The sequence below is a fragment of the Paenibacillus solani genome, from assembly GCF_001277345.1.
In the GTDB taxonomy this organism is placed as follows: domain Bacteria; phylum Bacillota; class Bacilli; order Paenibacillales; family Paenibacillaceae; genus Paenibacillus_AQ; species Paenibacillus_AQ solani.
The window spans coordinates 316,331-328,988 of record NZ_LIUT01000006.1 but is presented as its reverse complement, the minus strand read 5'-3'; the positions used below and the strand labels follow the sequence as shown (position 1 = coordinate 328,988).

Sequence of the window (12,658 nt, the reverse complement as noted above, 5' to 3'; positions counted from 1 at the left end):
TTCGCTATTCTCCCTTACCCTTTGCTCCCTTTTCGCGCAGCTTCTTGCCTTCCTTACCGTAGAGATCCTTTAAAATTTTCTTGCCGGTCGGCGTCTGCGCAAGCCCGCCCTTCGCGGTCTCCCGATGCTTGGCCGGCATGGCCGTGCCAACCTCCAGCATGACATCGATCACTTCATCCGATGGAATAACGCTTCGAACGCCGGCCAGCGCCATATCCGAAGCCGCCAGTGCGGTAACTGCACCGAAGCCGTTGCGTACGATGCATGGGATTTCTACCAGTCCTCCGACGGGATCGCAGATGAGACCCAGCGAGTTTTTCAGTGCAAGCCCTACCGCATGAACTGCCTGCTCCGGAGTGCCACCGCGAAGCTCCGTCAATGCACCGGCCGCCATACCGATTGCGGATCCAACCTCGGCCTGACAGCCACCCTCTGCCCCCGATATGAATGAATTATTTGCAATAACATACCCGATGGCACCTGCACTGAACAGCCCCATGACCAGGTAATCGTCATCCCATCCAAATCGCTGCTGCACGCTGACGAACACGCCTGGAATGATGCCACATGAGCCAGCGGTTGGTGTGGCGACGATCCGTCCCATGGACGCATTCACTTCCGATACGGACAGAGCATAGGCGAGCGCTGTGCAAGCATCGGTGCCCAGCGCAGGCACGCCCGTCGACATGTATTCGTGGACGCGGACGGCATCTCCTCCGGTCAGACCACTCTTCGACGGAACCGGTTCATGGATGCCCCGGTGAACGGCCTCCTTCATAATGCCGTAATAATCGGCCATTTGCTTAAATGTCTCCTCCCGGCTTTTGCCGGTTTCCTTGATCTGCTCCTGCAGCATCAGCTGCCCGATCGTTACCTGATCCTTCTCGCACCAGGCGATGATGTCTTTCAATGTGGAAAACTTCATGAGGCTGCCTCCTCCTCTGTCGTCAGATCCGCAAATACGACGCGATGTACACTCGGCAAGCTCTCAATATGCTTTATCAGCTCCAGTGGAACGGCCTCGTCCGATTCGACGACAGTGATGGCATCGCCGCCTCGTCCCTTACGATCCACGTCCATATAGGCAATATTGACGCCTCCGCCCTCAAGCAGTCGAGTGATATGCGCTACCATACCTGGCGTATCGTCATGGAAGACCAGCAGCACGGGGTAGTTCGTCGTGAATTTGACATCAAAGCCGTTCACCTGCAGCATCTCGACGCTGCCTCCACCAATGGAGGCGCCTACAATACGATCTTCACGTCCTCTACTGGCTAATCTAAGCTCCACCGTATTCGGATGGAAAGCGACATTCTGCGCTGTCTTGAAGGTCAGCCGCATACCCGCCGCCTCGGCGAGTTCAACAGAATTGCGGATGCGCATATCATCTGTGGCAAAATCCAGCAGCCCGCCGACGACAGCCAAGTCCGTACCGTGACCGCGGTAAGTATCGGCAAAGGAGCCGTAAAATACGATTTCCGCCTGGTCGGGGAACGCGCCGAATATGCGCCGCGCTGCCCTTCCGATTCGGACGGCCCCCGCGGTATGGGAGCTCGATGGCCCTACCATACTCGGCCCTATAATTGAAAACACATCTTTAAACCGCATGCGCGATTCCCCACTTTCGACTATTCTGCCTTCATTCTATCAGTCTAAAAGCCATTCTTCCAACTGTTCACGAATAAAGTCGTCGTCATTCAGATGCGGATATTCGCGGTAAACCCGGTCAATTTCTTCAGCCTGCCCCGGCGATAGCGTCTCATGCGGATTCAAGCACCAAGTGCCCCTCAGCAATCCTTGGCGACGGAGCACTTCGTGTATCCCCGGAATACATCCGGCAAACTCATGCGCCGGGTCAAAGAAGGCCGCATTGCAATCTGTGATCTCCACATTGCGCGTTAGCCATTCCTTGGAGACGCTTCCAGCCTTTCTCGCCTCTTTGATTTCCTCCAGCAGCTCGACCGCTTTTTGGGTCCATACAGCCCAGTGGCCGAGCAGTCCGCCGACGATCTTCTTCTCTACAGGCACCCCGTCGACCTGGAAGCGGTACGTGGTCAGCAAATCGTTCACGATATTATCATCATTGCCAGTATACAGCGCAATCTCTTCTCGGCGATTCGAATAGCAGACGGCACGGACGACATCAATCGTCTGATATCGATTGAAAGGCGCCATCTTAATCGCAACAACGTTTGGTATCTCGGCAAAGGCCCGCCAGAAATTAAAGGAGAAGATCTTTCCGCCAACTGACGGCTGCAGATAGAAGCCGATGACCGGCATTATAGCAGCGATCGACTCGGTCCGCTTCAGAATGTCTTCCTCGCTCCAGCTGTCAAGGCCTCCCATGCTGAGGAGCACTGCGTCATAACCGAGCTTCCGCGCTATCTCTGTCTCCTCAAGCGCTTGGGGAGTCGGGCCGCAGACGCCAGCGACCATGATGAACGGGCGCTCAAGCTTTGCCTTGCTGATCTCTTCAGCCGCCAGACGCAGCACCGGTTCGTACAGATCAATACCGGGCTCGCGTATCTCGAACTGGGTCGAATGCACGCCTACTGCGATACCGCCGGCGCCAGATGCCGCATAATAACGGGACAGTGCCCTCTGACGGCGTTCATCCAGCTTCCGGTTCTCGTCCAAGGCGAGAGGGTGAGCCGGAATAACAAGCCCTTGATGAAGCGCTTCCAGTTTTTCAGGTGCCAATTGCACGGTTGCCCAGGTCTGTCCGCTCATTTAGAATTTCCCCTTTCGCTCTTGGAAGTGTGTCGGCTTATTCCAGCTTTCGCCTCCAGCCTGTACCCACGCTGCGGTCCAGTCGATCATTTGCAGCAGGGATACCTTCGGATAGCCGAACAGCTGATGCGACTTCGACGCATTATTCAGCAGTGCTGTCTCGGATTCCGTGCCATTAAACTGTGCCTCTTTCCCCATCCGTTTGGCCAATTCCTGTGCCGCCCAGCGGATCGACATCGTCTCCGGTCCAGTAATATTGATGATCTCCGGCGGGGTATTGCAGTGCAAGAGAGAGCGCAGCGCCATCTCGTTGGCATCCCCCTGCCATATGATATTCGCGTGTCCCATTGTCAGGTCTATCGGGCGGTCCTCGTGGATAGACTTGGCCAGCTCATGCAGCACGCCGTACCGCATATCGATGGCGTAATTGAGACGATAAATAGCCATCGGCGTTCCATTCTGATGAGAGAAATATTCAAAGATACGTTCCCGGCCCAGGCAGGACTGCGCATATTCGCCGATCGGTTCCGGCGCAACTGATTCGTTCACACCACCGCTCCCTACTGGGGAAAAGGGATATACATTACCCGACGAGAACACAACGATTTTGGATTGCTTAAACTTTTCAGAGACCCGTCCCGGCAAATATGAATTCATCGCCCAGGTGAAATACTCGCGGCCCGCCGTTCCGAATTTATTCCCAGCCATATAGATGACATTTGGAGACTCCGGCAGCATCTGGAGTTCCTGATCGTTTAACAGGTCGCACGAGATCGTGTGGACACCCGCTTCCTCCAGCTCGCGTCTCGCCTCCTGGTTCGAGAATCGGGACACTCCGATAATCCGCTTGCCCCCGCCCCCTTCACGAACAGCGTTCGCCGCCAGTCTCGCAAGGCTCGGACCCATTTTCCCCCCAACGCCCAATACTACAATATCGCCATCCAATGACGCTAGGTCAGCGACCAGCTGTTCCGAAGGCTCGGCAAGCTTACGCTCCAGTTCTGCAACGGTTAACATCATTCCATCTCCTCCTCGTATTGATTCCCTTTTATCATACGAGGGGACACGATATAAAGACAAATCTTTAAATCGTCTTTAAATAGATGCAGGTTAGGACAAGTACGTAAAATGTTCCTACAATCACTGTTGTTTTCAGATTTCTTGATTTTATAGAACCTATTTAGTGCGAGTTCAAAAAGTCGGTTTTTCAGCACCGCAGCTTATGCTTCCGAAGTACGTTTTTTAAAACACTTTAGGTTAGATGAAGCTAGGGACGTCAGGAGCGGAGCTACACGTTTTCGCAGAAAACGCCTTCGAAAGCATCAGCTGTTTTAGGTACATGAGCACCTGACAAGTTTCCCTAGGAAACATGCTTCGGAAGCATCTGCTTAGGCCTGGCTGAATTCAAGATTCATTCATTTTTCCTCGTCCCTTTGGCCGTCCGGCTGACCTTCCTCAGATGTCGGCCCGTTATTGAGCAGCTTTCGCTTTCGGGCTGCATCTTCCCGTTTCTGCCGTCCCGATTTCCGGGCCAGCCATAGGATGAGCAGAACGAAGCCCGCGATGACCAATATGGGAAGCGATCCGGAAAGGATAACGATCATCCATTGGACGATGATGGTGATCACGTCGATACTGCCCTGAAAAGCTTCGGAAACCCGCTGCCCGAGCGGCGCCTGAATGGCGGACCCTTTGGGATCATCCTTTTTCTGCGGTGTCTGGTAAAGCCTGATTTCTACTGTGGAATAGGACACGTTCTGGTCAATGTAACGCATCCGGCCTTTCATCTGCTCGATTTCCGATTGAATGCGCTCCAGCTCATTGGCAAAAGCAACAAGGTCGGTTGTTTTGGTCGCCTGTTTCATGAAGGCTATGTACTGCTCCTCCATGATTTGCTTGGCCTTGAGCCTGGATTCCAAATCGACGTATTCCTCGGTCGCGTCCTGCCCTTCGATGCTTCGCTGCAAATTTTCATGCGCAATGTTCTCCAAATGGTTTAAAAAGGAGGAGAACCCGTTCGCAGGAACTTTCACAATAAACGTTCCGCCTGTTTCGCTGCTGGATTGAGTTTCGCTGAAATTAACGATATAGCCGCCGGAAAGCGTCACTGAGTTCCGGACTTCTGTCTGTGCCTTTCCATAATCCTGAATCTCCATCACAATATTTGCTTTGTACATCAGCTTTTTGTTGAGCCCGCTCGACAAATCCTGCGAATTAAAGCCTGCGCCGGAAGTCTGAGCAGTCGATGGCATATTCGAAGCCTTGGCATCGGGCGATGCCGGCACCTCGGAGCTGCCATCGCTCTCCGCCTCGGTTACATTTTTGGCCGCCGCACCTCCCTCTGTGTTTGAGGCTTGATCCGCCATAGATGCTTGCGTATGGGTTTCCGCAGCAGCTCCGGCATTTTTGCTTTGAGAACCTGAAGAGCAGCTGCTAAACAGCAATACGATAAGTATCAACGCAGCAATCCATAAACCCCGCCTTCTCATACTTTCTCCCCCCTGTAGATGGATATTTCCATTTTATCTACTAACGGTTCCAGCATATGGAAGGTTGCAGGCAAGATAATAAATTATCCAAACAGGGCTGGTTCAACGCAAAAAACGCCTCCTCCGTCTCATAACGGAAGAGGCGCACATTCTCAAGCAATTTCATGCTCTACTCCAAAAACGTAAATCTGAAAATCTGCCTTGGCCTGCCCCTAGGGCACCTGCTCGATCCCTGAGATTCCGCCCCGTCCATGGTCGGTCTACAACTAGCAATGATCAGCAAGCGAAATAACCAATGCAAATAGTTCTACAAAATTAATTTTAGTACTTTATTAATGAAGCCAGTATTTTGCTGTCCGATTCGTATTTCTCATAGGCATGATGCGCTTGGTCCAGCTCGAACTGATCCGTAATTAATGGCTGGACTGAAATCCTTTTCTCAGATAACAACCGAACATACTCCCCAACATTTCTTCCTTCCGTCCAACGCACATAACCGACCGGATAATCCCGATTTTCTCTTTCGTACTGATTATCATACCGTCCTGCCCCGCCTGCCCTGGAGATCAATACGCGCGCTTCCTTCTTGAACATTGCCGCCCGGGAAAACTCCATCGTTAAATTGCCAACGATGACTACACTCCCCCGGTCCCGCAGCCATTCGAACGAGCTGTTGATCAATTCTTCTCCTGAGCCGCCTGCGCATAGAATGATGGAATCGAAGCCATGACCATCCGTTAAAACATCAAGCTGTTCTTCTAAATCCTCGGTACGCTCAAAAACCTGTGACAATCCTTGCTGCTTGAGTAATTCCACACGCTCACTGCTTAGATCCAGACCTACCGTTCTGTAGGCGGCAGCCGAAGCAATTTGTGCCACTAAATTCCCTAATATCCCCAGACCCACGACAAGTACCGATTCTCCAAATCGCAAATCCGCGATGCGTAAAGCGTGAATCGCAATGGCACCCAAACCGGTAAATGCGGCTTCTTGTGGAGATACATGCTCGGATACAGAGGCGATCAGATTCGTTGGAACGGCCAATATCTCTGCATGCTGTACGAAAGGGGAGCCGTAACATGCGACACGTTCGCCAATCTCATATTCGGTTACCCCTTCCCCCAACTGTTCGATTCGGCCAACCGCGCTATATCCAATCATGACGCTCTTTCCAGCAGAATTTTTAATGATGCCCATTTCCGTTCCTGGACTAATTCCTGAAAACTCCGTTCGTATGAGAACATGCCCTTCCTTTAGTTCCGGTGCATCGACTTCAATTACGGCTGCTTTTCCATCTCTAGCTGCTACTGCCTTCATTTGGTTTACCCCCAGCACATCATTATGCGTTTTTTTATATCTTATTATGAGAACTTCTACCAAAGTACTTCTTTTCATAACAACTCTAGCTTTTCAACACTATTGTCGGTTCTTTTTGCGGATCAACCACTTGTCCAATACGAGAGCATCAAGGTCAATATTAAGAAAACAGCGTATAGCATCTGCTGGCGTTTCAACAATCGGTTCCCCATTGTCGTTATACGAGGTATTCAATAGAATCGGCGTCCCCGTCAAACGCTGAAAAGAAGACAACAGCTGGTGCAGTTTCGGATTAATCGCTCTCGATACCGTTTGAACCCTCCCCGTACCGTCCTCATGTGTAATCGAAGGAACCTCACTCCGCTTCTCTTCCAAAATATATGGAACCAACAGCATATAATAGGATGGGTGCTCCATCGAAAAATATGTCGGCTGCTCCTCTTCCAATACGATCGGTGCGAACGGACGAAATGCTTCCCTATGTTTGATCCGGGAGTTAATTAAATCCTTCATATCATTCCTTCGAGCATCAGCCAAAATGCTTCGGTTTCCGAGCGCACGCGGACCGATTTCAGAACGGTCTTGGAACCACCCGATAATCTCGCCTTGATCTAAAATACTGGCCACGGAGCCGTACAGATCGTCCGGCGATTCCACAGTAATATGTTCAGCATACTGCTTCAGTGCACTCTCGTAATCTTCTGCACCATATCCTCTGCCCAAGTATGGAGAAAATAGGATGGATGCATCGCCTCTCGGCTGATTCATCTTGACGTGGTGCCCGTAATAGGCGCTTCCGATCGCCGTTCCAGCATCCCCAGCTGCCGGCTGCACGAAAATATGCTCGAATGGAGTTTCCTCCAAAATTTTATAGTTGGCAACGCTGTTCAGCGCCACACCACCTGCAAGACATAAGTGACGGGATCCCGTCCTCGCATGTAAATACCGGCAGGCTTTGATCATCGCTCTTTCCAAATGATATTGTCCGGCATATGCGATATCCGCCTTGGCCTGAAAACGTTGCTCCTCATCTCGAATGACCCCGACGGTGTGGCGAATAAATTTTTTCATTTCCTGAATATGCTCTTTGCTTTGGATAAACCGTCCTTCGTCATCCATCGTGTAGAAGCGTTCGAATTCTTTGACGTACGCCGTTGAACCATAAGGTGCCAATCCCATGGTCTTTCCGTTCGTCAGCTTGTGAAAACCGATGCCATTGCTTAACACATCATAAAAATAACCCATTGAATTTTCCACAGGCGAAAGCACCTGGTTCCATTCCATTTTCCCTGTAATTTTCAAGAGCTCTTGAATTTCCGTGCCCTTCCCATAGTAATAGGTTGTGGTCTCATTGAGTCCACCTATCTCACTGCCTGCCCCGTCAACGACGAGAATGGCTGCTTCTTCGAACGGCGATGGATAAAAGGCGCTGGAAGCATGGGCAAGATGATGGTTCATCAGGACCATCCGGTCCCGGTACGGCTTGTAATAATTGCGGTCTATAATATCATTGCCTATGATGAGATCGATCTCTGATAGCGTTAGACCTTGGCTTTCCAGACAATAAAGAGCCGCTTGATTTCCAGACGATTTGACATCCAGATCCAGGGAATGCTTGATTCTGGTAATACGCTCCTCTTCAATTGCGACAGCTATCTTTCCATCCAACATGAGGCAAGCGGAAAAATCATGACTCGATCCACCAAGTGCCAATATATTCATCGAATCCCCTCCGTATAATGATGCCACTATTGATCAGCACACCATTTATAGCCAGCTAATATCATGCAGTGCACCGTTTTTTGCAACCCATATTTCTTTAGGCAGCGTATGGGATAAAAAATGCATATTCCCACAGCTTAAGCCGTAAGCTCCTGAATTGGGAAACAGGATCGCATCCCCCATCGTTATATTCTCCGGCAGCAGAACGGAGCTCTGGATTACATCCGTAGGTGTGCAGAGCTTGCCAACGATTTGAGCTGGAACAAATCCATTCGTGGACTCTGCAGGCTCTTCCATGATTTCATGTTCACTGTCATGCAGCATATAGCGGTTAGGCAGGGGCGTCTTAAAGCTTCTGCCCATCACGGAGCTAAATGCACGATGATGGGTCCCCCCGTCGACAATTACAAATTTCTTTCCATGCGACTGCTTGGTGTACAGCACCCGAGTTACATAATTGCCCATACGCGAGGTGATATATCGGCCCGACTCTACGAAAATATGCGGTAAGCATAAATCCTCATTCTTCGATATTTCTTCAGACAGAAGCTGTCCAAAATCATCGATCGGGAACGGATCATCTCCCCTGAAATAAGGCACTCCGAAGCCTCCGCCAAGGCCTACTGTGGTTAAAGGGAGAGCATGCACTTCCTTTAGTCTTCGAATCCACGCAAACATTCTCGGAATGCTTTCCCTGTAATAATCCAAATGAAAATTTTGTGTCCCCTGATACGTATGAAGTCCGATTAATTTGAGCTCGGATTGACCGATCACATATTCCACAGCATCATCAAGCTGTTCCTCGTCAATGCCGAATTGCGTAGGGATGCCGACCGACGCCATTCGTGATCCTTGCCGTGTCGTCATTAGGTTGATTCGGAGCGTGACCGGCACCTTTTTTCCCAAGCGAGCAGCCTCTTCTTGAATCACCCGGAGCTCCTGGAGGGATTCAGCATTGATACAAAAAATACCACCTTCTATACAGGCATGAATTTCTTCCCTGCTTTTCCCCGGTCCGGTAAACACAATCTGTTCGGCCGGCACCCCGATGGAAACAGCTCGATGGTACTCTCCAATCGAAGCCACCTCGATCGGGGACCCATACTGGTGGATCATTTTGCAAATAGAAGGATTTGGATTCGCTTTCATTGAATAATACAGCCCGACTTGTTCCGGTAAGGCGCTGCGGATTCTGGCATAATCATCTTCCAATTGCCTTTCGCTGTACAGAAACAAAGGGGAACCGAAACGCTTCAATGCTTCGGAAACTGTATCCGCCTCTCGCATGATCGTTTCCAAGGAAGTCACCTCATCTCCGTCAATTTCGTAGCACTCATGAATTGCTCGATGCGCTGGACCATCGTAGCAAGCCGATGCCTGTCTTTTTCCCAGAACATCATAAAGATCCGGTATACATACACTTGCTGCTTCGGGTCAAACACCTCATGAAAACCGTAAATGAGAGTTCCTCCTGAATAGGTGGCCGCAATCTCATCAACCTGCCTTCTGAATACCGAAAATTCCATCCGCCGCGGTATTTTCACATCAAAGAACTGAACGCAAATATGAGGAAAGCCATCCGCAAGCAATCGTTCTCTGATAGACAGCGTGTAGGTGACCATCGTGAGTCTCGCGTTGATTTCGATGACGGGAATCAATCTTCCTTGCCTATCCATCACCGAATCGACTCCCATAAAACCCTGGTAGCCTTCCTCTGACAGAAGCTGCCCCAGTGACTCCAGCTCTTGCAAATAGTGCCTCATCACATGCTCGGGAATCAGAGGGTGCAAATCACTCCCTTTGTATACACCGACATCATTATTGTCCTGCCCCGTAACGGCCAGCACACGGCATTCCCCATTCCACAGCAGCAGCTGCGCATTCAAGTTATACTCCACATCATGCCAGCGTTCGATCGACACCATGAAATCCTCCACATGGCGCTGTCTGGATAAATACGTGCAGATAAAATCAAATTCCTTCCGGCTTCGAATATGGAACAAATTTTTACCCGAGGAGCCGTAGGCCGTTTTCAATACATAACGATCTGCATTCGTTTCTTGCTGCAGCTGATGGAAGGCTCCCTCCAGCTGATCAAAGCTGGTGCAAACAATGCCGTCGCTCACGGGAATCGAATGCTGTTCGCAAAATAACCGGGTATACACTTTATTGTTCAGTTTTAAAGCCAGCTCCGGCGGCGGACCAATCCCGATACCACCGTTCGAACTTATAAATCCAGCCTGCTGTACATCCATCAGATAAGGTATCGTATATGTACCCTTCAGTTTGCCAGCAAACTCCTCCGGATGACCTACAAGCATTTTGGGGATACGGATTCCCTGCTCTTCCAAATAACTCAGAAACTCGGAGTCCGGTCTTTCCTGAACGATCACCTCATCCTCCGGATCCGCCAAGTAGATTTGATGAATGTGCATCTGATTCATCAAAGAATCCGTCGTCGCATTTTGGATTTGAGGAAGGCGTACGCCGATTTTGCTTTTCTGCTCCCAATTGATGTTGGAATACCATAGCTTCGGACTTTGAATGTCAAGCAAGCTGCTAATAAAACGTTCCGCCTTCATCTCCTCACCTCATATGGAATTGATGGAGTGGATACATGGCGGAGCCATTCCATCTCACCGCTTAAGTATTGAAACGGCTCCTTGCCAAACCATTCTAATGAAGCACAGCAATCCACATCGTCGTCTGTTAAACATGTGACGATTCGTTCGAAGTCAACGATCCCTTCCCTAAGAGAGACCATCCCCTCCCTTAATCCGCTGGGAGAATACACGTTTTGGGGTTGAAAAATTGCCAATTGCTCAGGCTCCGTAACATTCTTCATATGGAAATGAGAAATCCATGGTTTTAATGCTTGGTAGGCTTCTATCGGGTCCGAGCCCCCCTCCCAAATATGCAGAAAATCAAGATTAATCCTTAAAGAAGAATGATCGACTTCTTTCAAAATCCGCAGCGTCGAATCCAGCGTATCAGCGAGAGTGTTAGGGTGTGTTTCCAGCACGAGGGTCAAACCGTTCTCCGCAAGCTTCTCCGTAAGCTTCCTCAGCCTGTCCATGCACAATTTCCACTGTTCATCGTCCGCTTGCGAGCTCCCCAAATGCCCTGCAAAGATGCGGATTTGTCTTGTCTCAAATCGGTAAGCCAGATCAATCCATTCCTGAAGCTTCACGTTCATGGCTGACGGCGGCGACTGGTTGTCCATAAGCCCGACGTAATCACTGATCATGGGGATTTTCAGACCATAAGACTTAAGCTTGCCCATCCATGGTTCGATCTGAGACTGGAACGTATGGGCCAAGGCTCTAGCATGAACTCCCCATAGCTCGATCCCGGCAAAACCCGTCCGATGTGCATAATCAATCAGATGTTCGAAGGAGACTAATTCATGTCGAAAAGAAATGGTACATAAACTATATTTCATAACAGTTCACTCCCCATCCGTTCCATCTGCAGCAAAAACTGCGTTTCATGGCCCCCGACTTCCATGAGCTTATTCTTCAATTGACTGAGCAGCGCCATGTCAGTGTAGTTTTTCTTGTATTTAATCAAGAGGAAGTTTACTGTTGTCCACAGCTTTAGTAATCGATCGATCGCTAAATTCCCTTCCTCCAATTGTGAAGGGCTGAGCAGCTGCAGCTCGCAAATACTGTTCCAAACCGCACTCCTTGTTTTTACGATCGAGGATATAGTGATATTATTTTGATAAATCCATGAATTCCTTCGTTCTTTATCCCAATGAATGGATTGCATCAAATCCGCTATAAACAGCTCAACTGCCCGGTATCCGAAATTAAGATCCCCTTTTCTGTAGAGCTGCAGATTTTGCTTCGAGGTAAATCGAAAGGCTTCCTTCGGATCAGGCAGTGCAAACTGCTTCGGAGGGACGAGTGTATAGTAATATAATGAATTGTCTTTCCCCTTCACTCGCGCACGGCCTAACTGTTCCCTTGTCAAAGTACCTATATAATCTGCGGTAGGATCTGCCACCTGAAACTGACTCCCGGAAGCATCACATCCATAAATCAACGCAAAATGCTGAATACCATTTTCCTCATGTGTCAGAAGCTCTCTCGGGAAATAATCCATATCTGCGGCACGGCACATCAGCAGCACCGCTCCTCCTTCACGGATGAGCTGAACGAGATCTTCCTCTGTCCCCTTCATAAAGTCAGATTGGATACCGTAGAGATAGTCGAGTTTGTACAGTCTGATGTTCTTTCCTGACATTAAGAGGCCGGAACTGTAGTTCAAACTCCAATAATTCATTAAAAAATACTGAGATCTGACTTGCTTCATCTGTAGCAGCGTCAATAAACATGAGGCCGCACACTCCATAGCCGCCAGCTTAACCACGGTTTGACTCGACTGTTCCATCTAGC

11 protein-coding genes are annotated in these 12,658 nt (G+C 49.7%); all 11 read right to left on the bottom strand.

The features are described from left to right. Positions 1 to 4: 4 nt before the first annotated feature. Entirely contained in the window at positions 5 to 925 is a 921-nt protein-coding gene (gene sdaAA, locus AM231_RS22775) for an L-serine ammonia-lyase, iron-sulfur-dependent, subunit alpha (RefSeq protein ID WP_054404652.1), read from the bottom strand. Further along, positions 922 to 1,608 carry an L-serine ammonia-lyase, iron-sulfur-dependent subunit beta gene (gene sdaAB / locus AM231_RS22770; protein ID WP_054404651.1) on the bottom strand — a complete coding sequence of 229 codons (687 nt, stop codon included), beginning with the start codon at positions 1,606 to 1,608 and terminating at the stop codon, positions 922 to 924. The genes sdaAA and sdaAB overlap by 4 nt, the downstream gene beginning before the upstream one ends. Positions 1,609 to 1,647: 39 nt before the next feature. After that, the gene (locus AM231_RS22765) at positions 1,648 to 2,730 is read right to left on the bottom strand and encodes a dihydrodipicolinate synthase family protein (protein WP_054404650.1); all 1,083 of its coding nucleotides are present in this window, start codon (positions 2,728 to 2,730) and stop codon (positions 1,648 to 1,650) included. Then, positions 2,731 to 3,747, bottom strand: coding sequence for an NAD-dependent epimerase/dehydratase family protein (locus AM231_RS22760; protein ID WP_053494005.1), 1,017 nt, complete (start codon positions 3,745 to 3,747; stop codon positions 2,731 to 2,733). Between the two features lie 398 nt (positions 3,748 to 4,145). Continuing rightward, positions 4,146 to 5,219 (bottom strand): DUF4349 domain-containing protein, encoded by a 1,074-nt coding sequence (locus tag AM231_RS22750; RefSeq protein ID WP_054404649.1) that lies wholly within the window; start codon positions 5,217 to 5,219, stop codon positions 4,146 to 4,148. A 321-nt stretch (positions 5,220 to 5,540) separates the two neighbouring features. Beyond that, entirely contained in the window at positions 5,541 to 6,536 is a 996-nt protein-coding gene (locus AM231_RS22745; RefSeq protein WP_054404648.1) for a zinc-dependent alcohol dehydrogenase, read from the bottom strand. 99 nt (positions 6,537 to 6,635) lie between these two features. Beyond that, positions 6,636 to 8,258 (bottom strand): carbamoyltransferase family protein, encoded by a 1,623-nt coding sequence (locus AM231_RS22740; protein ID WP_054404647.1) that lies wholly within the window; start codon positions 8,256 to 8,258, stop codon positions 6,636 to 6,638. 45 nt (positions 8,259 to 8,303) lie between these two features. Continuing rightward, a complete protein-coding gene (locus AM231_RS22735) occupies positions 8,304 to 9,557 on the bottom strand; it encodes a type III PLP-dependent enzyme domain-containing protein (protein ID WP_054404646.1) in 1,254 nt (417 codons plus the stop codon). Between the two features lie 5 nt (positions 9,558 to 9,562). Then, positions 9,563 to 10,840, bottom strand: a complete 1,278-nt coding sequence (locus tag AM231_RS22730; RefSeq protein ID WP_054404645.1) for an ATP-grasp domain-containing protein — start codon at positions 10,838 to 10,840, stop codon at positions 9,563 to 9,565. Then, the gene (locus AM231_RS22725) at positions 10,837 to 11,700 is read right to left on the bottom strand and encodes a sugar phosphate isomerase/epimerase family protein (RefSeq protein WP_054404644.1); all 864 of its coding nucleotides are present in this window, start codon (positions 11,698 to 11,700) and stop codon (positions 10,837 to 10,839) included. Before AM231_RS22725 ends, AM231_RS22730 begins: the two co-directional genes overlap by 4 nt. Then, the gene (locus tag AM231_RS22720) at positions 11,697 to 12,653 is read right to left on the bottom strand and encodes a hypothetical protein (protein WP_054404643.1); all 957 of its coding nucleotides are present in this window, start codon (positions 12,651 to 12,653) and stop codon (positions 11,697 to 11,699) included. The genes AM231_RS22725 and AM231_RS22720 overlap by 4 nt, the downstream gene beginning before the upstream one ends. Positions 12,654 to 12,658 lie beyond the last annotated feature (5 nt).